The following is a 21,252-nucleotide window of genomic DNA, read 5'->3' as shown; positions in this document are numbered from 1 at the left end:
CATTGCGCGCGGCGAGTAAACCGTTTGGTTACGGTGACTTGCAGTCGCTTATTCAGGCCGCTTCACATTCTGCGCGGACGCGTTGCGCTCGGCGAGCAACAGCAGGTTGCGTGGGGTCAGTTGGCTGGGGCAGAAGGTGCCCAGGCGAACGTGATAGCCTTGCTCTTCCAGCAGCAATGCACGGTCGAGCAGCAGCCAGAGTTCGAGCGGGCGGCGGAACAGGCCGCGCACCAGTTCCAGATTGCGAACTTCGGCCAGGCGCTGCCAGCCAGTGCGCTCCAGGGCCGGCCAGTCCTCGTCGCCCGGTGCGGGTAGTTGCTTGAGTGCGGCGAGATCGCGGCAATAGTTGGCGAAGTCTTTCTTCAGCCAGGCGCTGGGTAGCGACGGGGTCGACAGGTATTCGTCCTGCTGGCGCAAGCGGCGCTGCAGGGTATCGAAGCCCAGGCGCCAGGCCATGGACTGGTCACGGTTGCGTCGCTCGCGGGCGCCGGCGGTGACGGTTTCGCTCAAGGGTATACCGAGGTCATCGCGCGTAAGCTGCAACGACGACGCGCCGGCTGCCTGTGACAGTGGGGTGTACTGCTCATCGGCGATGCGGTTGTAGCAGCAGGGCGCCACGGCAAGCTGGCGGCATTGTTTGGCGATGGCCAGTTGCAGCAAGCGAACATGCAGGTCGCCGCAGGCATGCAGGGCGACCGGCGTATGCGTAGCATGCAGCTGGTCGCTGGCAGTGGCGGCCAGCACGTCCTGACAGCGGTGGCTCGCATTGATACCGAGTCTTTCGCTCAGTTGTGCGCCGGCGTTGACCAGCGCTTCGTCCCACTCCAGGCAGGTCAGTGCGGCGCTGTTTCTGGCCAGATGCCGACCGAGATGACCTTTACCGGAACACCAGTCGAGCCAGTGCCGCGGCGTTTCGCGAAAGTGCAGGCGCGCGCCGAATGCCTGGATCTGCAGCGATTTGCGTCCCGGTATGTCGAGGTTCTGACGATGATTCACGGCCGGCGGCTCGCTTGCGGGCAGTTCGTCGATCTGGCTCAGCTTACAGGCGAGCGCAGCCAGCTGCGGGAAAGGCGCTGGTGCGGCGAGTTCGCCTGGCTGGTTGTGCGCGGCTTCGGCATCGGCCAGTGAGCGTGCCCGCAGCCAGGCGGCGAGCTCCGGGTAGTCGCTTTCCCAGGTCAGGCTTCGGCAGACGAATGGACGCGGGCGCCAGAGCGCCTGGTGCTCGCTCAGAAAACGGTCGAGTGCCTGGAAGCGTTCGAGCAGAGAAGGGGAGGCAGTCATCGGCGGGCAGGCGTTCGGGCGGGAGCCGATTGTAGCGGGATGCTGCGCTAGGAAGCACAACGCCCGTCGAGGGACGGGCGTTGTAGTTGCAGTTACTGGCCGTAGACCTGTTCCGGCAGCCAGGTAACGATTCCTGGCCACATGTAGGCCACCACCAGCATGCCGATCTGGATCGCGATGAACGGCAGCACGCCCTTGTACATCACGCTGGTCGGTACGCTGCGGGGGGTGACGCCGCGCAGGTAGAACAGCGAGAAGCCGAAAGGTGGGGTGAGAAAGGAGGTCTGCAGGTTGATGGCGAACATCACGCCGAGCCAGACCGGGTCCAGGCCCATGGCGAGCAGGATTGGGCCGACGATGGGCACCACCACGAAGATGATCTCGATGAAATCGAGAATGAAGCCCAGCAGAAAGATGACCAGCATCACCACCAGGAAGGCGCCGAGTACACCGCCAGGCAGCGAGTGCAGCGCGTCTTCGATTAGCACTTCACCGCCAAAGCCGCGGAACACCAGGGAGAACAGCGACGCACCGATGAGGATGAGGAACACCATCGAGGTGATTTCGGTGGTGCCGAAGGCTACCTGCTTGAGCTGGGCGAAATTCAGCTGGCCCTTGGCGATCGACAGCACGGTCGCGCCCAGGGCACCGATCGCCGCAGCCTCGGTCGGGGTGGCATAGCCCGCCAGAATCGAGCCGAGCACGGCAGTGATCAGCGCCAGCGGTGGCAGCAGCGCACCGATCAGCTTGCCCCACTCGATCGGCCCCAGTTCTTCCTGCGGCAAGGCGGGCAGCTTCTTCGGCTGGAAGATCGCCACCACGATGAGGTAGAGGATGTACATGCCAACCAGCACGAGGCCGGGAATCAGCGCGCCGACGAACAGGTCACCGACCGAAACGGTCTTCGGCGAGAAGATGCCCATCTTCAGCTGTGCTTGCTGGAAGGCGCTGGACATCACGTCGCCGAGCAGAACCAGAATGATCGATGGCGGAATGATCTGGCCGAGGGTGCCGGTGGCGGCGAGAGTGCCGGTAGCGATGGCCGGGTCGTAGCCGCGACGCAGCATGGTCGGCAGTGCCAGCAGGCCCATGGTGACCACGGTGGCGCCGACGATGCCGGTGCTGGCCGCGAGCAGCGCGCCGACCACGCAGACCGAAATCGCCAGGCCGCCACGCAGGGTGCCGAACAGTCGCGACATCGATTCCAGCAGGTCTTCGGCGACGCGCGATTTCTCCAGCATCACGCCCATGAAGACGAACAGCGGCACCGCCAGCATCGTCTGGTTGTTCATGATGCCGAAGATGCGGTTCGGCAACGCGTGCAGGTAACCCACGTCGAACGAGCCGGTGACCACGCCGATGCCGGCGAACAGAAGTGCCATGCCACCCAGGGTGAAGGCGACCGGGTAACCCGACATCAGGGCGAAGCAGATGCTGATGAACAGCAGGATGGCCATGATCTCACCCATGCTTCACCTCCTGCTCTGCTTCAGGCAACCGACCGGCGAGGCGGTAGCCGGACTTGATCAGGTCGGAAAGGCCCTGTAGCGCGAGGCTGCCGACCAGCAGCAGGATGATGCTCTTCTGCAGGTAGACGAACTTAAGCCCGCCTGATTCGTTGGAGCCTTCGTGAGTCGCCCAGGAGCTGCTGACGTAGTCCCAGCTGTTCCAGCCGAGGAACAGGCACACCGGCAGCAGGAACAGCAGGTGACCAAGGCCGTCGACGGCGGTCTGCCGGCGACTGCTGAACTTCTGATAGAAGATGTCGACGCGAACGTGGCCGTTGCGTTGCAGGGTCCAGGCGGCGGCGCCCATGAACACCAGCGCATGACCGTACATCACCGCTTCCTGCAGGGCGATGGCGCCGATGCCGAAACCGTAGCGCAGTACCACCACGATGGCGGTGCCGATGACGAGAAACAGGGTGATCCAGGCACAGAGCTGGCCGAGGCGCATGTTGAACGCATCGATGAGGCCAGCCACGCGCAGCGGGGGCGGGAGGCTCTGGGACATTTTTAGTCCTTCTAGTAGACGCAAGGTTGGCGGGAGAGGGCGATTCTTGCAGCACTGGCGTCTTGCAGCAATCGGCCTACGACTTTTAGCTTATGCGCTAGGCTTGAGGCGCCGGAGGCTCTAATGTTAGTTGAGCCCGGAGTGGCGGATGCATTTCCGGCGCAGGTTTTGCCTTACGAGCCCGCAGTCAGTTTGACCCAGGGATTCGAAACGGAACGAAAGGCGCAAGGTGGTCCGGCAAAAAAGCGTAGCCTTGCCGTTGCGCAATAAGAACAAATAACAAGGAGTAACCTCATGAAACGTCGTGACATTCTCACCGCCGCTGGCGTAGGCCTGGCGGCCACTGCGCTGGCTGGCTGCAATGACAAGAGCGATAAGCCGGCAGCGGGCGAAAGCACACAGGCCAGCGAACAGCAGACATTCAACTGGAAGATGGTCACCTCCTGGCCGAAGAACTTCCCTGGCGTAGGTGTCGGGGCGGAGAACTTCGCCAAGCTGGTCAACGAGATGAGCAACGGCCGCTTGACCGTCAAGGTGTACGCCGCCGGTGAGCTGGTTCCCGCCCTGGAAGTGTTTGATGCGGTATCGCGCGGCACGGCCGAGATGGGCCATGGCGCCCCTTATTACTGGAAAGGCAAGGTGCCGGCGGCGCAGTTCTTCTGTGCGCTGCCCTTTGGCCCGAACGCGCAGGAAATGAACGCCTGGCTGCATCGTGGCGGCGGCATGGAACTGTGGGAAGAAGTCTACAAGCCGTTCGGCGTTCTGCCGATGGCCTGCGGCGCCACCGGCGTGCAGACCGCTGGCTGGTTCAACAAGGAAATCAACTCGGTCGACGACTTCAAGGGCCTGAAGATGCGTACCCCGGGCCTGGGCGGCGAAGTGCTGACCAAGATGGGCGGCACCGTGGTGAACATGCCGGCGGGCGAGATCTTCACCGCTCTGCAGACCGGTGCGATCGACGCCACCGAGTGGATCGGCCCGTACAACGACTTGGCGCTGGGTCTGCATAAGGCCTCCAAGTACTACTACACCCCGGGCTGGCAGGAGCCGAACGTCACCTTCGAGCTGGACGTCAACCTCAAGGCCTGGGAAACCCTGCCCGACGATCTCAAGGCCATCGTTCGGGCGGCCGCCCGTGCGGTCAATGGCGACATGCTCGATGACTACAACGCCAAGAACATGGAAGCGCTGGAGCAGCTGCGCGAGCAGGGTGTTGAAGTACGCCGTCTGCCAGACGAAGTGCTGGCACGCCTGAAGGAAGTGGCGGCCGAAGTGGTCGACGCCTCCGCCAACGCCGATCCGGTAGCGGCCAAGGTGTGGGAACAGCAGAGTGCCTATCTCAAGCGGCTGTATGAATACGCCGAGCTGAACGAGAAGGACATCTACAACATCCGCGGCTGATAGCTGCCCCGGATGTGAAAACGCCACACCGGCTACGGGGTGGCGTTTTTTTTTGCGATCGAGTTGTCCGTGGTGACTGCAGCGGTCAGCCTTCCAGCGTCGCGTTCAGGCTGATGCGGGCGTTGAGCACCTTGGACACCGGGCAACCTTCCTTCGCCTGATTGGCGATCTGCTGGAACTGCGCGTCATCCGCGCCCGGAACCCGCGCCTTGAGGGTGAGATCGATGGCGGTGATGCTGAAGCCTTCGCCATCCTTGTCGAGTGTGACTTCGGCGCGGGTGTCGATGCGTTCGGCGGTCAGCCCGGCCTGGCCCAGCATCATCGACAGGGCCATCGAGAAGCAGCCGGCATGGGCCGCGCCGATCAGCTCTTCCGGGTTGGTCCCCGGCGTGTCTTCGAAGCGAGTGTTGAAGCCGTAGGGGTTGTCCTTCAGTGCTCCGCTCTGAGTGCTGATGGTGCCCTTGCCGTCTTTCAGGCCGCCTTGCCAGACGGCGGAAGCGCTCTTCTTCATGAACTGACCTCGAATGAATGCGTGAATGGGTTCAGCGTGCCGCTATTGAAGCTGTTCGGCCGCGAGGATCGCGCTGGCCAGTTCCATGTCGGTGGCCTCCAGCTGCGGCTGCTCGCTGCGTAGTTGCTGCAGCATGGCTTCCAGATACGGGCCGCGGATCTCGCCATTGCTGGCCACGAAACTACCGGCATCTTCGCGCGCCGGTATCACCAGCTTGTCGTCCTTGAAGGTCATGTAGGTGGACGCGGTGGTCGCACCCGAGGAGAGAATGTCGCGGACCAGGCCATCGGCCATGGCACTGCCAACGGGCAGCAGCGCCAGGGTGAACGCTGCGAAAAGTGTCTTGCGCATGAGCGGAAACCTCCTTGCTATCGTTCTTCTGAGAGTGCGATGCGCGAAGGAGAGTTCCGGTTGTCGCTAGTCGCGCCCGTCGATCAGGCGCCGGATGCGCGCGGCGAGGATGTCGATGCTGAACGGTTTGGCGAGGATATCCATGCCGGGGGCGAGGAAGTCGTTACGCATCTCGTCGTCCGGTACGTAGCCGGTGATGAACAGCACCTTCAGTTCGGGACGGTGCTGTCGCGCGTTTTCCACCAGCTGCCGTCCGTTCAGACCGGGCAGGCCGAAATCGGTGACCAGCAGATCGAGGCGCTGATCGCCGTGCAGGTGGGGCAGCGCGCTGTTGGCATCGACCGCTTCCAGCACCTGGTAGCCCAGTTCCTGCAGCACTTCCACGACGAGCATGCGCACGGCGGCCTCATCCTCCACCACCAGCACGATCTCGCCGTTCGTCGCGATGGGCACGTCCGTCGCCTGCGATGCTGCAGGCGGCAGCTCGTCCTGGACCTCGTTGCGCGGCAGGTAGAGGATGATCTGCGTGCCTTCGCCCAGCGTGCTGTCGATGCGCACGTGGCCACCGGTCTGCTTGGCGAATCCGTAGACCATCGACAGGCCGAGGCCGGTGCCCTGGCCGATGGGTTTGGTGGTGAAGAACGGCTCGAAGGCCTTGGCGATGGTCTGCGCCGACATGCCCGAGCCGTTGTCGGTGACGCTCAGCACCACGTAGTCGCCCGGTTCAGGGGCGTCCGGCTGGCGCTGTTGGATTCGTACGTTGCGCGTGTTCACCCCGAGGCGCCCGCCATCGGGCATGGCATCGCGGGCATTGATCACCAGGTTGAGCAGGGCGTTTTCCAGTTGGTGACCGTCGGTGTAGGCGAGCCAGGCGTCCGCCTGCAGTTCGACTTCCAGGCGGATGTGCTCGCCCATGGTGCGGCGCAGCATGTCTTCCATGGACACCACCAGCAGGTTCACGTCGACCGGCTTGGGGTCCAGCGACTGGCGGCGGGCGAAGGCCAGCAGGCGATGCGTCAGCGCGGCGGCGCGGTTGGCCGAGGTGGTCGCGGCGTCGATGTAGCGGTCGAGATCGCCGGTATTGCCGCTGGCGACACGCCGTTGGATCAGGTCGAGCGCGCCGAGCACACCGGTCAGCATGTTGTTGAAGTCGTGCGCCAGGCCGCCGGTGAGCTGCCCGATGGCTTCCATCTTCTGCGCATGGCGCAGCGCTTCTTCGGCGCGCTCGCGCTCGGCCATCTCGATGTGCAGGCGGCTGTTGATCGACGCCAGCTCGCGGGTACGTTCGGCCACCCGGCGCTCGAGGCTGTCGTTGAGTTCGCGCAGCGCCTCTTCGGCGGCAACCTGGGCGGTGACGTCGGTATTGGTGCCGAACCAGTGGGTAACCTGGCCGAAATCGTCACGAATCGGCAACGCCCGGGAGAGGAACCAGCGGTACTTGCCATCCTTGCCGCGCAACGGAAAGGTTTCTTCCCAGATCGAGCCGATGGCGAAGGCGCGCTTCATCGACGCGCTGACCCGCTCATGGTGGTCCGGATGGTTCACCGTGCGCCAGCCAAGGGCGCGCATGGCTTCGTCGGTGGTGCCGGTGTAGTCGTACCAGCGTTTGTTGTACCAGTAGATGTGGCCGCTGGGGTCGGCCATCCAGGCGAACTGGCTCATGTTGTCGGCGAGGGTGCGGAACTGCTCTTCGCTCTCACGCAGTGCACGTTCGGCGCGCATGCGCTCATCGGCGGTCCAGGCGCGGTCGGCGACTTCGCGGATAAACGAGATGTCGTCGTCGAGCCAGCCACGGGGCTGTTCTTCGAGCAGCATCATCACGGCGGAAAGGCGGCCCTGCTCGAACAGCGGGACGCAGACGATGCTGCGAATCTGGCTATCGGCGAAGTTCTCCGCATGGCTGGCCGTGCGGGCGTCGTGCAGCACGTCTTCGATCACGACCAGTTCGTTTTCCTGCAGATCGTAGAAGAAGTCGCCGTAATCGGCGAAATGCACCACTTCGCTGCTGCTGTCCGAACTGCCGTCGCTCCAGTAGCGCTCGATGGTTGCGCTCTGAGTGGGCGCATCGACGCTGGCGAAAAGCACGCGCGAAACACCGATGGTACGGGCGATCACGCTCACCGCGGCGTGGGCGATGGTCTGGCTGTCGTGCTGCTCGCGCAGCAGGTCGCCCAGTTCGATTAGCGCGGTTTGGCGCTGTTCGGCCTGCTGGCGATCCTTGATCTGCTCTTCGAGCATCTCGTTCATGCGCAGCATGCGTTCGGCGGCGTTGCGTTCGGCGGTGATGTTGCGTGCGGTGCCGAGGATGCGCACCTTGCCGCTCGAATCGACGAGGCGGCGGCCACGATTGGCGAGCCAGGCGAACTCGCCGATGCGGGTATCGAAGATGCGGTAGTCGAGCTGGAACTCGCCGTCGCCACGTCCCGCCAGCGTCTCGCCCAGCGCCTTGAGCAGGACACTGCGATCGTCCGGATGAATCCGCGCAAGAATCTCTTGCACGCCCAGCCCCGGTTCATCCGGTGCCAGCCCGGCCATGGCCTTGAGTTGCGCGTCCCACTGCAGCGAATGGTGGCTGTCGCGGTATTCCCAGACGCCGATCGAAGCGATTTCGTTGGCGAGGCTGATGCGCTGTTCGGCTTCACGCAGCGCCTTGCTGGCCCGCATGCGCTCGGCGGTGGCGCGGATACGCTCCAGCACCTCGCGCGCCAGGCCGATGTCGTCCGGGCTCCAGGGCAGTGGCTGGCTGCGGATGAACATGAGCACCGCCGGCTGGGTGCCGGACTCGACGCCAGGCAGCTCGGTGAACAATACCGAGCGGGCGGCCAGATGCTGCAGCAGCGAGTCGCTGTGCGACGGGGCTTCCTCGAGCAGGATCAGGTTCTCGTGCGGCAGGCTATCGATGGCAACGGCGTCGTCCGGATTCAGGCTATGACGCCCCACCCGGCTTTGAGCATCCGCCGCCAGCCATTCCTGTTTGACGGCCAGCGTGGCGTCTTTCACGGTCCCCCAGGCGATGCAGTCGCAGTGCATCAGCTGGGCCAGGCGCTCGTCGAGCACACAGCAGACATCGACCCGCTCGTTGCAGGCCTGCAGACAATCGCTCAGCTCGAGGAGAAAGGCCTGCAATGCCTGGTGCTGGGTACGCTCACTGATGTCGCTGAAGGTGCAGATGGCGCCCTGCAGTTCGCCGTCGCGGTAGATCGGCGCCACCCGGTATTCCACCGGCAGGCTGCTGCCATCGACGCGGAAGAACAGCTCGTGGTCGACGTGGCGTGGTTGGCCGGTCGTGGCGGTGTGCTGGATTGGGCAGTCCTGCACCGGGTAAGGGCTGCCGTCCGGATGGCTGTGGTGGATCACATGGTGCAGCTGGCGGCCGAGCACTTCCTCGCGACTGGCGAAACCCAGCAGGTTGAGGAAGGCATCGTTGCACAGGGTGACCACGCCGCTGCGGTCGATGGAGTAGAAGCCTTCATTGGCCGAGTCCAGCAGCAGGCGGGTGAAGGCTTCGCTTTCCAGTCGCTGCATTTCCGAGCGTCGGCGGCTGTCGACGTCCTGAGCCACACAGACCCAGTGCAGCAATTGTCCGTCGGCATCGTAGATCGGTGCGGCGCTGGCTTGGAACCAGCGCGGCTGACCATCGATGTCGCGCAGGGGCAGTTCGAGCTTGAATGGCAGTTGGCGTTGCAGCGCGGCCTGCCACTGCTCGGTCGTACGCTGGCGATCGTTTGCGGCGACCGCGACAAGCCAGCCGTCGCCACGCGATTGTTGCTCGTCGAGGCCTGTGAACTCACACCAGTAGCTGTTGCAATAGCTCAGGCTGCCATCGGCATCGCATTGCCAGACGACTTGCGGGCTGAGGTCGACCAGCGTGCGATAGCGCTCCTCCATTTCCCGGGCGAAGCTCTGCTGCAGGCGTGTTTCGGTCAAATCGCGGAGGATCTTGACGAAGCCTTGCGGCTTACCGTCGTGCAAAAGCGGGGTGAGCACACCACTGCCCCAGAAGCGGGAACCGTCCTTGCGCTGGTGCAAGCGCTCATCGATGGCGCTGCCTTTCTCCAGCGCCGTGCGCATTTCCTGCTCAAGGGCGTGCTGCGCCTGATCCTCCTCGGTGAAGATGCGGGCGAACGACTGGCCGATCACTTCTTCGGCAGACCAGCCGAGCATGCGCTGTGCACCGCTGTTCCAGCTGGTGATGCGCCCGTGCGGGTCGGTGGCGAGGATGGCGTAATCCTGAGCGCTTTCGATGATCTGGCGGCTGCGCGCTTCTTCGTCGCGCAAGCGTCGCAGTTTCAGCAACGCCATGACCTGACGCGCCACCGCCTGCAGCTGTGTGCCCTGACGCGGCGAGAGCTCGCGTGGTTTGCGATCACAGACGCACAGCGTCCCCAGCGGCAGGCCGTCGTCGTCGCGCAGGATCGCCGCGGCATAGAAGCGTGCGGTCCCGCCTGCGGCGAGACGTGGCATTTCCACGGGTGCGCTGAGGTCGCCGCTGTGCTTGGTGATCAGCGGCCCGGATTGCCGGATCGCCTGGGCGCAGAGCGAGCGCGCCAGTGGCACGGGCTCGCGTTCGAGCGCGAATGCGCCCTTGCAATACTGGTACTGGTCATCGATGAAGTGGATCGCCGCCGCCGGACAGGCGCAGAGGTCCGCAGCCATGGCGGCAAGCTCGTCCAGCTGCGCGTCGCACGAGGCGTCGAGCACGGCATAGCGAGCCAATGCGATCAGCCGTTCAGCTTCATTCCAGGTCGCTGCGGGGGCGCTGTGTTCGGCGTTCAAGGTGTCCTGCTCGGCTATCCATGGCACTGAGTAATTCAGACGGGTATTTAGTTAAACACTCGCCAGCGCGGGGCGTTGTCGAGCGGTCAGCAAAAGACTACGCCGAGGCCGCGTGGTTCAGGCGGTAGGCGAAGAAACTCCCGACGAACGGAACGCCTCGCTGGTAACGCAACGGGTCGTCAGCGCTGTACTAACGTGCCGCATCCAATGCCCTGAGCAATGCGGCGTCGCGCTGGTAGACGTCCGGGCGGTAGCGCAGCTGGCCGTTATCATCGACGGCCGCGGTCCAGTAGGCCATCAGGATCGGCGTGCGGTGCGCCAGGCGGTATTCATGAGTCTTGCCGGTCTGCAGCAGCCTGGTGACGGTCTCGCGCTCAGTCTCGTCGAGCAGCAGATCGACCAGCTGCAGCGCTCCTTCGACGCGCACGCAGCCGGAGCTGAGGGCGCGGTCGGTACGATCGAACAGCGGCTTGCTCGGCGTATCGTGCAGGTACACCGAGAAGGGGTTGGCGAAGCGGATTGCCACCTGCCCGAGCGGATTGGCCGGGCCTGCCTCCTGGCGCAGCATGATGTTGCGTGGTGCCTGCCAGTCGACGCTCGCCGGGTCCAGATCGTTGCCCTGAGCATCGAGTACGCGCATCCCGTGACGTGCGAGGTAGCCGGCGTCCTCGCGGATCAACGGCAGCTTGTCCTGCTGCAGGATGGTTGGAGGTACGGTCCAGGTGGGGTTGAGCGTCAGACGGCTGATCTGTGATTTCAGCGGCGGTGTCTGCCGCGCCTGGCGGCCGACCTGGGTGCGTGTCTGCCAGAACGGGCAGCTGTCGCGGTAATAGATAAGCCGTGCACCTGCGATATCCACCAGCAGCGATTGCGGCTCGAGGTCGCGGCTGATCCAGCGCAGGCGCTCCAGATTGATACGTATCTGGTCGAGACGGCTGGCCGGGCTGACGTTCAATGCGGCCAGGGTGCCGGCGCCGATCACACCGTCGGCTTCCAGGCCATGTTGCGATTGGAAGCGGCGCACCGCCTCGACCAGCTCGTCGTCGTAGCGCTGCTCCAGCGCTGCTGGGCTGCCGGTATCGGCGAGCAACAGCTCGCGCAGCAGCGGCACGCGTTCATCGCTCATGCCGGGGCGCAGCGTCGCGCCGGTCGGCACTGGCCGCCAGGCAGGCAGCGGCGCCAGGCGCAACCGCGCATAGGCGGCGCGCAAGTCGCGATACAGCGCAAGGGCCGGGCGCGCGTGCTCGAAGGCCCGCGGCAGATCGGTCAGGCCCTGCACGGCGATCTGCAGCAACTGCTGGCTATCGTCGCGCGCTGCTGCATCGGGGCTGCGCCAGATCGGCTCGACATCCGCCTGGCGCAGGCGACCACGGGCCAGATGGTGCAGCGCTTCGAGATAGGCGTGGCTGGTGAGGATGTCAGCGCATTCGCGATGCAGCGGTGCGGCCGAGGACTGATAGAGCTGCTCGCGTATGCGCTCCGGCTGATATTGCGCCGGGTCCAGGCCATCATCGGTCAGTTGCGCGAGCTGCTGCAGCAGGCCGTCGAGCGTCGCATAGGAATTCCACACCGGCTGGTGATGCACTGCTGCATAGAACGCCGACAGTCGCTGCAGCGCCTCTGGCTCCAGCCTGTCCGGCATCGCGGTGCAGCGCTGCGGCAGGTTCGCCAGCGCGGCTTCGAGCGGCGTCGGCGGCGCGACGAGCGGCTCTGCCGAGACGGCGATCGGCGCGAGGCAAAGCCAGACGGCAAGACGAAATGCACGTTTTTTGAACAATTTATCGCTCCAGGCCATTCCCGTGACTGCTAGACTGCGCGCCTGTAGGGCCGCCGTTCCGGTGTCTGCCGGCATTCTTTCGGGCCCATAAAAACATATCCTGCCGGGCATTTGGCGCACGTTCGTCCTGCTCGGCTTCGTTGCGCTGCTGCTCTGTTCGGCGGCGAGTATGCGGCGCCGTCCGGGCCCGACGAGGTTGCTTGCTCAATGATGTCCATGCTTCGACGTGCCTGCCTGGCGGCGGGACTTTTCGTTCTCGCTTCGCCTGTCTGGGCGGCCGGTGCAAGCTATCAGCCGATGGTCGACAGCCTGGCCCGGCTGGCGCCCAAGCTCGATCGCCAGGTTCTGACCCACGCCGTCGCGGCCATGCAGTGCGCCGTCAACAACGGTGCAAGCGCTGCCCAGCGCCTGGCGGTGATCGATTTCTCGCGGCCTTCCAGCGAACGACGCCTGTGGATCTTCGATCTGGAAAAGGAAGAGTTGCTGCTCGAGGACCTGGTCGCCCATGGCCAGAAGTCCGGCGACAACCACGCCACGCAATTCTCCAACACGGTCGGCAGTCACCAGTCCAGCATCGGTCTGTTCCGCACCGCCGAAAGCTACAGCGGCAAGCACGGCTACTCGCTGCGCATGGACGGACTGGAGCCGGGTATCAATGACCGCGCCCGCGAGCGCGCCATCGTCATCCACCCGGCGGCCTATGTGAATCCTTCCTGGATCGCTACCCAGGGGCGCATCGGCCGCAGCCAGGGCTGCCCGGCGGTACGGCCGGAGGTGGCGCGGATGGTGATCGATAGCCTCAAGGGCGGCCAGTTCATGTTCTCCTGGTACCCCGACCAGCAATGGCTGCAGTCCTCGGCGTATCTCAACTGCAAACCCAATCAGGTGGCGAGCATTCTCGCCGCACGTTCGGGCGGCTGATTCAGCGTTCAGATCGTTGCAAGGGGCGGGGCGGCGTCATCCGCGCAACTGCGGGCACTGGGGCACTGACGCAGTTGCGCGTCGAAGCTCGCGTAGGGTGGATCACGCTTCACCGATCCACCGGGCGGAGTCATGGTGGATGTAAAAAGCGACATCCATCCTACGCCAGCTTGCAGCCGCTTTACTTCTGCTCGCTCTGCGGGGTCACCCGCAGCACTTCTTCGACCGTCGTCAGGCCGGCGGCGATCTTCTGTGCGCCCGAGAGCCGCAGGCTGCGCATGCCGTCCTTGAAGGCCTGACGGCGCAGGGCGACGATGTCGGTGTCGGCGGTGATCAGCGGCTTGATCGCGTCGTTCAGCAGCATGATCTCGTATACCCCGGCGCGACCGCGGAAGCCGGTATCGCGGCATTCCAGACAACCGACCGCCCGTTGCGCGGTGCTCGGCAGCGGGGCGTTCCAGGGTTTGGTCAATGCGCTCCAATCGTCTGCATCGAGCTGCACCGGCGCCTTGCAATGCGGGCACAGCGTACGCACCAGGCGCTGGGCCATGACGCCGAGCAGCGTGGCCTTGAGCAGGTAGTGCGGCACGCCCAGTTCGAGCAGGCGGGTGATGGCGCTGGGCGCGTCGTTGGTGTGCAGGGTGGAGAGCACCAGGTGCCCGGTCAGCGCCGCCTGGATCGCCATCTCGGCGGTCTCCAGGTCGCGGATCTCACCGACCATGATGATGTCCGGGTCCTGGCGCATCAGCGCGCGCACGCCGCTGGCGAAGGTCAGGTCGATGTTGTGCTGCACCTGCATCTGGTTGAAGGCGCCCTCGATCATCTCGATCGGGTCCTCGATGGTGCAGACGTTCACTTCCGGCGTCGCCAGCTGCTTGAGCGTGGTGTACAGCGTGGTGGTCTTGCCCGAACCGGTCGGTCCGGTGACCAGGATGATGCCGTTGGGCTGGCTGGTCATGCTCTGCCAGCGACGCAGGTCGTCGGCGGAAAAGCCCAGCTGGTCGAAGCCCTTGAGCAGCACCTCGGGGTCGAAGATGCGCATCACCATCTTCTCGCCGAAGGCGGTTGGCAGGGTCGACAGGCGCAGCTCCACTTCGCCGCCGTCCGGGGTCTTGGTCTTGACCCGGCCATCCTGCGGCTTGCGCTTTTCCGCGACGTTCATCCGCCCCAGCGTCTTGAGCCGGCTGACCACCGCCATCGCCACCTGTGGCGGAAACTGATAGACGTTGTGCAACACACCGTCGATACGAAAGCGCACCGTGCCCTGCTCGCGGCGCGGCTCGATGTGGATGTCGCTGGCGCGCTGCTGGAAGGCGTACTGGAACAGCCAGTCGACGATGTTGACGATGTGCGAATCGTTGGCGTCCGGCTCCTGGTCGCTGGCGCCGAGGCTGAGCAGTTGCTCGAAATTGCCGACGCCGCTGATCTTCTGCTCGGTGCCGCTGGCGCCGCTGACCGACCGGGCCAGGCGGTAGAACTCCACGGTGAAGCGCTGAATGTCGCTCGGGTTGGCCACCACGCGCTTGATCGGGCGCTTGAGCACGTGGGTCAGGTTGGCTTCCCAGCCGTGCACGAAAGGCTGGCAACTGGCGATGGTGACGGCGCTGGCGTCGACCGCTACGGCGAGAATCCCGTGGCGCTGGGCGAAGGCGTAGGACATCAGCGGGGTGATCGCGGCGACGTCGATCTTCAGCGGGTCGATGCGCAGGTACGGCTGGCCGGCGCGCTCGGCCAGCCAGACGGTCAGCGTTTCCAGATCGAGCTTCTTGCCCGGCCGCTGCAGGTCATCGAGCTGCTGCGCGGCAAGGAATTCCAGCGGGTGCTGCTGGTTGGCCAGCGCGCTGCGGCGTACCGTCAGGCATTGTTCGGCGCTGTCCTGCGCGATCCGCCCCTGGGTGACCAGCTCGCGCAGCAGATCGGCGAGATCGAGAGGGCGGTCCTGGGTGGGCGAGTTCAGCACGGACATGGGATTCCTTCGATGCGGCGGCGAAAAGGCCAAGCTTGCCGCTAAAGCCCCGGCGTTGTCTGCCGCCGGGGTTCAACTTTGCGCAGCCTGCGCCGTCTTGGGACGTTATTTCTCCAGCTGCTTCCAGGCCTTGAGCGTCCAGACCAGATGTGCCTGCTCAACTCGTAGCGCCAAGGCTTCTTCGTCGATGGCCTGGCGGGCCAGTTCATGCAGCTTGGCCAATTCGCCATACAACCGGTCGGCTTCCGGCAGCTCCAGCACGTCGCGGGCCAAATGCAGCCAGACCAGTAGGCGCTCCATGCGCGGGCTCTGTTCGGCGAGGTCTTCGGGTTGCTGCTGGTAGCGCGGCAGTTGCAAGGCCTTGGCCTCTTCCGCCAGCAGATGCAGCAGCCACTTGCCCAGCTCGGCAGCGCCCTGGCGATCGCCTCGTGCATTGCGACTTTCGGTCCAGCTGCGCTGCAGCAGCCACAGCGAGGCTTTCAGCGACAGCAGGCCCCAGCGGGTCTGGCCCAGCTCCTCGGCGAACTGTACGGGTGCGGCCTTGCGCACGCTTTCATCGTCCTGACCGGCTTCGACTCTTGGGCGCCAGTCCTGGATCAGCGCGTCGAGCAGCTCACGCAGCTCACGGCTGCTGGCGCGCGGGGCGGCCTGGCCGAGGCTGCCGAGCAGGGCGCGCAGCTCGATCAGCTGCTGCAGCCAGTCACTCAGCAGTTTCCAGCGACCATTGAAGCGGTACTGTTCGGCCAGGCGCTGGCTGTTGCCGAGCAGCTGCCAGCCGAGAGCGACGACGGCATCGTCCAGCGGCATCGTGGCGTCGAGCTTCGGTGCTGGCAGCTGCAAGCTGTAGCCATTGGCGTCATACAGGCGATAGCCGCGCTCGGCCTTGCTGATGTCGCAGGGCATCAGCGGCAGGTCGGCAGCCAGCTCCGCCGCCAGTTCCAGCAGCGCTTCCGGATCGCCTTGGCGTAGCTCGAGCTCTAGCTCGCAGATTTCCTCGGACTGTCTGCCGGCCTTGACCTGCCCCTGATCCAGTGCCGCCTCGATCACCACCTTGGTCTTGCCGCGGCCCCAGGCGATCTCGGCTTTCTCGCGCACGAAGTCGGTGGTGAAGATCGGCTTGAGGCTTTTCTTGTCCAGCTCGGCAAGGCTGGCCGGCCAGCAGTCGTCGTCAAGCTTCTTGGTGTCGAGCTTGGCCTTGTCCAGGTACCAGTCCCATTCGTTGCGCTCGGAAAGCCCGGCGACGCTCTGGCCGCGGCTTTTCAAGGTCTGGATGAACTGCTCGCCGTCGCGGCGCAGGCGCAGGGCGACGCGGGCCTGGGCGAGGTCGCGCTCGGCGGTGTCGTAATACTGGTTGAACAGCTCATGGCGCGACCAGCCACTCTTGTTGCGCTTTTTCAGCAGCGGATGTTCGCGCAGGGCGAGCAGGGTGTCGCGGCTGGCGCGTAGCTTGATTTCGGTTTCTTTCTGCATGGTGCCGACGGGGTGCCTATGATGTGTGGATGTTGCAGCCTGATGACGCACGGTAGCAGGCGTGATGGCCTGTCCGTATACTTGCCGCCTCTTTCAAGCCGGGGCCATACCCTATGCCAGTCAATCCTTTCGTCAGCTTGTTCGGACGTTCGCCAATCGGCCCGATGCAACAGCATATGGCCAAGTCGCACGAATGTGCAGCGAACCTGGTGCCGCTATTTCAGGCGGTCATGGCCGAAGACTGGGAGAAGGTCGAGCAGATTCAGCAGCAGATGTCGCAGCTGGAAAACGAGGCCGACAAGCTGAAGAAGAGCGTTCGCCAGCACCTGCCCAAGAGCCTGTTTTTGCCGGTGCCGCGCTCCGATCTGCTGGACCTGTTGAGTGTACAGGACAAGATCGCCAACCGCGCCAAGGACATTGCCGGCCTGATGCTGGGCCGCTGCATGACCATTCCGCAGGCGCTGCAACCGCAAATGCTGGCCTACGTGCAGCGCAGCGTCGACGCCAGCGCCCAGGCGTTGAAGGCGCTCAAGGAGCTGGATTCGCTGTTGGAAACCGGCTTCAGCGGCCGCGAAGCCACACTCGTCGAAAAGATGGTCGAAGAGCTCGAAGAAATCGAGCGGGAAACCGACCGCATGCAGATCACGGTTCGCCGTGCACTGTTCCACCTGGAAAAGGATTTGCCAGCAGTCGACGTGATCTTTCTCTACAAGATCATCGAATGGATCGGCGATGTAGCCGACCGCGCCGAGCGCGTCGGTAACCGTCTGGAACAACTGCTGGCGCGCTGAGGCGCCAGCATCCTTTCTGGGTTCAACAGGTAATTCCTTATGTCTCTTATTGCGGATTACGGCTTCGTACTCCTGATCCTTGCCTGCGCATTCGGTTTCTTCATGGCCTGGGGCGTGGGTGCCAATGACGTGGCCAATGCCATGGGTACTTCGGTCGGTTCTCGGGCGCTGACCATCAAGCAGGCCATCATCGTGGCCATGATCTTCGAGTTCTGCGGCGCCTATCTGGCCGGTGGCGAAGTCACCGAGACGATCAAGAACGGCATCGTCGACGCGGAAGTGATTTCCCCCGACCTGATGGTGCTGGGGATGATGTCGGCGCTGCTCGCCGCCGGTACCTGGCTGATGATCGCGACAATGAAGGGCTGGCCGGTCTCCACCACGCATTCGATCATCGGTGCGGTCATCGGCTTCGCCGCCGTCGGTGTCTCCACCGATGCCGTGCATTGGGACGCCATCGGTCCCATCGTCGCCAGCTGGGTGGTGACGCCGATGCTGTCCGGCATCGTCGCCTTCGGTCTGTTCATGAGCGTGCAGAAGCTGATCATCAATACCGATCATCCGTTCGAGAACGCCAAGCGCTTCGTGCCGCTGTACATGTTCCTGACCGGCTTCATGGTCGCGCTGATGACGGTCACCAAGGGCCTCAAGCATGTCGGCCTGACCCTCAGCAGCGGTCAGGGCATCCTGCTGGCCTTCGGCATCGGCCTGCTGGTGATGCTCGCGGGGATCGCGCTGCTCTCGCGGATCAAGGTGGACGTCGAAGCCGACAAGACCTTCCACTTCGCCAGCGTGGAGAAGGTTTTCGCCGTTCTGATGATCTTTACCGCCTGCTCCATGGCCTTCGCCCACGGCGCCAACGATGTCGCCAATGCGGTTGGTCCGCTGGCCGCCATCGTCGGTGTGATCGAATCCGGCGGCGCCGCCGACATCGCCGCCAAGTCCGCCGTGCCGGGCTGGGTGTTGTTGCTCGGTGCGGTCGGTATCGTCATCGGTCTGGCCACTTACGGTTACAAGGTGATTGCCACCATCGGCAAGGAAATCACCGAGCTGACCCCCAGCCGCGGTTTCGCCGCCGAGCTGGCGACCGCGACCACGGTGGTCGGCGCATCGGCCATCGGTCTGCCGGTTTCCACCACCCACACGCTGGTCGGTGCCGTGCTCGGCATCGGCATCGCGCGCGGTATCGGTGCGCTGAACCTGGGTGTCGTGGGTTCGATCTTCATGTCCTGGTTGATTACCCTGCCGGCCGGTGCGTTCCTGGCGATCGTCTTCTTCACCGTGCTCAAGTTCATCTTCACCTGAGTTTGCTGGATGTTGCCGGCGCCCCGCTTCGGCGGGGCGTTTTCGTTTGCGGGTCCCGCCGTGGCGCATTTCATGTTTCACTGCAGGCTCGTTTCGATTGCATCACGGAGGTAGCCGGTGCCCATTCCATCATTCAAGGAGCAATTCGCTGCGCTCCTCGCGGCGCCCTCGGTCAGCTGCACGCAACCTGGCTGGGATCAGAGCAATCGTCCGGTGATCGAGTTGCTCGCGGCCTGGCTCGGTGAGTTGGGCTTCACCTGCGAAACGCCGGAAGTCGCGCCGGGGAAATTCAACCTGCTCGCCAGTTATGGCAGCGGTCCCGGCGGACTGGTGCTGGCTGGGCACAGCGATACCGTGCCGTTCGATGCCGCCCTGTGGCAGTCCGATCCGCTGAAGCTGCGCGAGGCTGATAACCGTTGGTACGGCCTCGGCAGTTGCGACATGAAAGGCTTCTTCGCGCTGATCATCGAGGCGGTTCGACCGCTGCTGGAGCAGCCGTTCCGCCGCCCGTTGCTGATTCTCGCCACCTGCGATGAAGAGAGTTCGATGTCCGGCGCCCGTGCTTTGGCCGAAGCCGGTCGCCCGCTCGGGCGCGCCGCGGTGATCGGTGAGCCCACCGGCCTGCGCCCGGTACGCCTGCACAAGGGCATCATGATGGAGCGCATCGACATCCTCGGGCAGAGTGGGCATTCATCGAACCCGGCCTATGGTCACAGCGCGCTGGAAGCCATGCACGGCGTGATCGGCGAGATGATGACGCTGCGTCACCAGTGGCAGGGCGAATACGACAATCCGCTGTTCGACGTGCCCAAGCCGACGCTCAACTTCGGCTGCATCCACGGTGGCGACAACCCCAACCGCATCTGCGGCCAGTGTTCGCTGGAGTTCGACCTGCGCCCGCTGCCGGGCATGGATCCGCAGCAGCTGCGGTCGATCATCGGCCAGCGCCTGCAGCCGTTGGCCGAGCAGCACCAGGTGAAGATCGACCTGGCACCGCTGTTCCCCGCGGTACCACCGTTCGAGCAGGCAGCCGAGAGTGAGTTGGTGCGTCTGGCCGAGCGTCTTACCGGGCACCAGGCCGAGGCGGTGGCGTTTGCCACCGAAGCGCCTTATCTTCAGCAGCTCGGCTGCGAAACGCTGGTGCTGGGGCCCGGCGACATCGCTTGCGCGCACCAGCCCGACGAATATCTGCAACTCGATCGCATCGAACCGACCGTGCAACTGCTGCGTCGGATGATCGAGCACTACTGCCTGCAGCCGCAGACCGCCGCGAACTGACTTCAAAACAGACGAACAGAACCGCCACGAAGGCTTTTACATGCACGACTACGTCACCTGGCTCCGCGACTCCTCGCCTTATATCAACTCGCACCGTGACCGCACCTTCGTCGTCATGCTGCCGGGCGATGGACTGGAACACGCCAATTTCGCCAACATCGTCCACGACCTGGTGCTGCTGCACAGCCTCGGCGTGCGCCTGGTGCTGGTATTCGGCTCGCGCCCGCAGATCGAGGCGCGCCTGGCGGCCCGCGGTATCGAGCCGCGTTTCCATCGCGATCTGCGCGTCACCGACGCGCCGACCATGGAGTGCGTGATCGATGCGGTCGGCCAGTTGCGCATCGCTCTCGAGGCACGGCTGTCGATGGACATGGCGGCGTCGCCGATGCAGGGTGCGCGGCTGCGCGTGGCCGGCGGCAATTTCGTCACCGCACGGCCGATCGGCGTGCTCGATGGCGTCGATCTGCATCACACCGGCGAAGTCCGCCGTATCGACCGCAAGGGCATCGGCCGGCTGCTGGACGAACGCACCATCGTGTTGCTGTCGCCGCTGGGTTATTCGCCGACCGGCGAGATCTTCAATCTCGCTTGCGAGGATGTCGCCACCCGCGCGGCCATCGATCTGCAGGCCGACAAGCTGGTGCTCTACGGCGCCGAGCCCGGCTTGCTCGACGAAAGTGGCAAGCTGGTGCGCGAGCTGCGTCCGCAGCAGATTCCAGCCTACGTCGAGCGCCTCGGCAGCCAGTACCAGGCCGAGCTGCTCGACGCCGCCGCGCAGGCCTGTCGCGGCGGCGTGCGGCGCAGCCATGTGGTCAGCTATGCCGATAACGGCGCTTTGCTCAACGAACTGTTCACCCGTGACGGCGGCGGCACGCTGGTAACCCAGGAACAGTTCGAGCAGTTGCGTGAGGCGACCATCGAGGATGTCGGCGGGCTGATCGATCTGATCACACCGTTGGAGGAGCAGGGCATCCTGGTGCGGCGTTCGCGCGAGGTGCTCGAGCGCGAGGTGGAGCAGTTCAGCATCGTCGAGCGCGACGGGCTGATCATCGCCTGCGCGGCGCTCTATCCGATCGCCGAGTCGGATGCCGGCGAACTCGCGTGCCTGGCGGTCAACCCGGAATATCGCCATGGCGGCCGCGGCGACGAGTTGCTCGAACGCATCGAGGAGCGCGCGCGCAAGCTGGGGCTGAAGAAGCTGATCGTGCTCACCACGCGTACCGCGCATTGGTTCCAGGAGCGCGGCTTCGAGCCCATCAGCGTCGACCGCCTGCCGGCCGCGCGGGCTTCGCTGTACAACTTCCAGCGTAATTCGAAGATATTCGAGAAGCCGCTGTAAGCTTCAAAAATCCATCGCCGCGAGGGCGCGCCCGTCCCCGGGGCGATGCTTTTTGAGCTTGCAGCTGCTTTT

15 protein-coding genes are annotated in these 21,252 nt (G+C 64.5%); 6 read left to right on the top strand and 9 right to left on the bottom strand.

Features of this window, described 5'->3' with window-relative positions; translation table 11 throughout:
• Positions 1–48 precede the first annotated feature (48 nt).
• From P5704_012385 to P5704_012375, 3 genes are all read right to left on the bottom strand, one after another.
• Entirely contained in the window at positions 49–1,281 is a 1,233-nt protein-coding gene (locus P5704_012385) for a methyltransferase (protein ID WOF76882.1), read from the bottom strand.
• Between the two features lie 92 nt (positions 1,282–1,373).
• The gene (locus P5704_012380; protein WOF76881.1) at positions 1,374–2,750 is read right to left on the bottom strand and encodes a TRAP transporter large permease subunit; all 1,377 of its coding nucleotides are present in this window, start codon (positions 2,748–2,750) and stop codon (positions 1,374–1,376) included.
• Positions 2,743–3,294: a TRAP transporter small permease subunit gene (locus P5704_012375; GenBank protein ID WOF76880.1), complete on the bottom strand. Its 552-nt coding sequence runs from the start codon at positions 3,292–3,294 to the stop codon at positions 2,743–2,745. Before P5704_012375 ends, P5704_012380 begins: the two co-directional genes overlap by 8 nt.
• Before the next feature lie 294 nt (positions 3,295–3,588).
• On the opposite strand from P5704_012375, the gene P5704_012370 reads away from it, so the two are divergent.
• Positions 3,589–4,695: a TRAP transporter substrate-binding protein gene (locus tag P5704_012370; protein WOF76879.1), complete on the top strand. Its 1,107-nt coding sequence runs from the start codon at positions 3,589–3,591 to the stop codon at positions 4,693–4,695.
• An 85-nt stretch (positions 4,696–4,780) separates the two neighbouring features.
• On the opposite strand, the gene P5704_012365 is transcribed toward P5704_012370, so the two are convergent.
• The 4 genes from P5704_012365 to P5704_012350 form a co-directional block, all read right to left on the bottom strand.
• Positions 4,781–5,206 carry an OsmC family protein gene (locus P5704_012365; GenBank protein ID WOF76878.1) on the bottom strand — a complete coding sequence of 142 codons (426 nt, stop codon included), beginning with the start codon at positions 5,204–5,206 and terminating at the stop codon, positions 4,781–4,783.
• Positions 5,207–5,248: 42 nt separating this feature from the next.
• The gene (locus P5704_012360; GenBank protein WOF76877.1) at positions 5,249–5,557 is read right to left on the bottom strand and encodes a DUF2388 domain-containing protein; all 309 of its coding nucleotides are present in this window, start codon (positions 5,555–5,557) and stop codon (positions 5,249–5,251) included.
• A 66-nt stretch (positions 5,558–5,623) separates the two neighbouring features.
• Entirely contained in the window at positions 5,624–10,333 is a 4,710-nt protein-coding gene (locus P5704_012355) for a PAS domain S-box protein (GenBank protein ID WOF76876.1), read from the bottom strand.
• A 190-nt stretch (positions 10,334–10,523) separates the two neighbouring features.
• Positions 10,524–12,128, bottom strand: a complete 1,605-nt coding sequence (locus tag P5704_012350; protein WOF76875.1) for a L,D-transpeptidase family protein — start codon at positions 12,126–12,128, stop codon at positions 10,524–10,526.
• Between the two features lie 189 nt (positions 12,129–12,317).
• Here P5704_012350 and P5704_012345 point away from each other — a divergent pair, with 189 nt between their 5' ends.
• Positions 12,318–13,031 carry a murein L,D-transpeptidase catalytic domain family protein gene (locus P5704_012345; protein ID WOF76874.1) on the top strand — a complete coding sequence of 238 codons (714 nt, stop codon included), beginning with the start codon at positions 12,318–12,320 and terminating at the stop codon, positions 13,029–13,031.
• A 181-nt stretch (positions 13,032–13,212) separates the two neighbouring features.
• Here the strand turns inward: P5704_012345 and P5704_012340 are convergent, their stop codons facing one another.
• Positions 13,213–14,997 (bottom strand): ATPase, T2SS/T4P/T4SS family, encoded by a 1,785-nt coding sequence (locus tag P5704_012340; protein WOF76873.1) that lies wholly within the window; start codon positions 14,995–14,997, stop codon positions 13,213–13,215.
• Between the two features lie 105 nt (positions 14,998–15,102).
• Positions 15,103–16,467, bottom strand: coding sequence for a CYTH domain-containing protein (locus P5704_012335; protein WOF76872.1), 1,365 nt, complete (start codon positions 16,465–16,467; stop codon positions 15,103–15,105).
• Positions 16,468–16,580: 113 nt separating this feature from the next.
• On the opposite strand from P5704_012335, the gene P5704_012330 reads away from it, so the two are divergent.
• The 4 genes from P5704_012330 (at position 16,581) to argA (ending at position 21,180) form a co-directional block, all read left to right on the top strand.
• Positions 16,581–17,258, top strand: coding sequence for a TIGR00153 family protein (locus tag P5704_012330; GenBank protein WOF76871.1), 678 nt, complete (start codon positions 16,581–16,583; stop codon positions 17,256–17,258).
• A gap of 39 nt (positions 17,259–17,297) precedes the next feature.
• Positions 17,298–18,563, top strand: a complete 1,266-nt coding sequence (locus P5704_012325; protein ID WOF76870.1) for an anion permease — start codon at positions 17,298–17,300, stop codon at positions 18,561–18,563.
• Positions 18,564–18,680: 117 nt separating this feature from the next.
• Entirely contained in the window at positions 18,681–19,841 is a 1,161-nt protein-coding gene (gene argE / locus P5704_012320) for an acetylornithine deacetylase (protein WOF76869.1), read from the top strand.
• Positions 19,842–19,881: 40 nt separating this feature from the next.
• Entirely contained in the window at positions 19,882–21,180 is a 1,299-nt protein-coding gene (gene argA / locus P5704_012315; protein WOF76868.1) for an amino-acid N-acetyltransferase, read from the top strand.
• Positions 21,181–21,252 lie beyond the last annotated feature (72 nt).

Origin of the sequence: Pseudomonas sp. FeN3W (assembly GCA_030263805.2) — a bacterium.
Classification (GTDB): Bacteria; Pseudomonadota; Gammaproteobacteria; order Pseudomonadales; family Pseudomonadaceae; genus Stutzerimonas; species Stutzerimonas stutzeri_G.
Note: the sequence above shows the minus strand (reverse complement) of the source record. Positions and strands in the feature narration are given on the sequence as shown.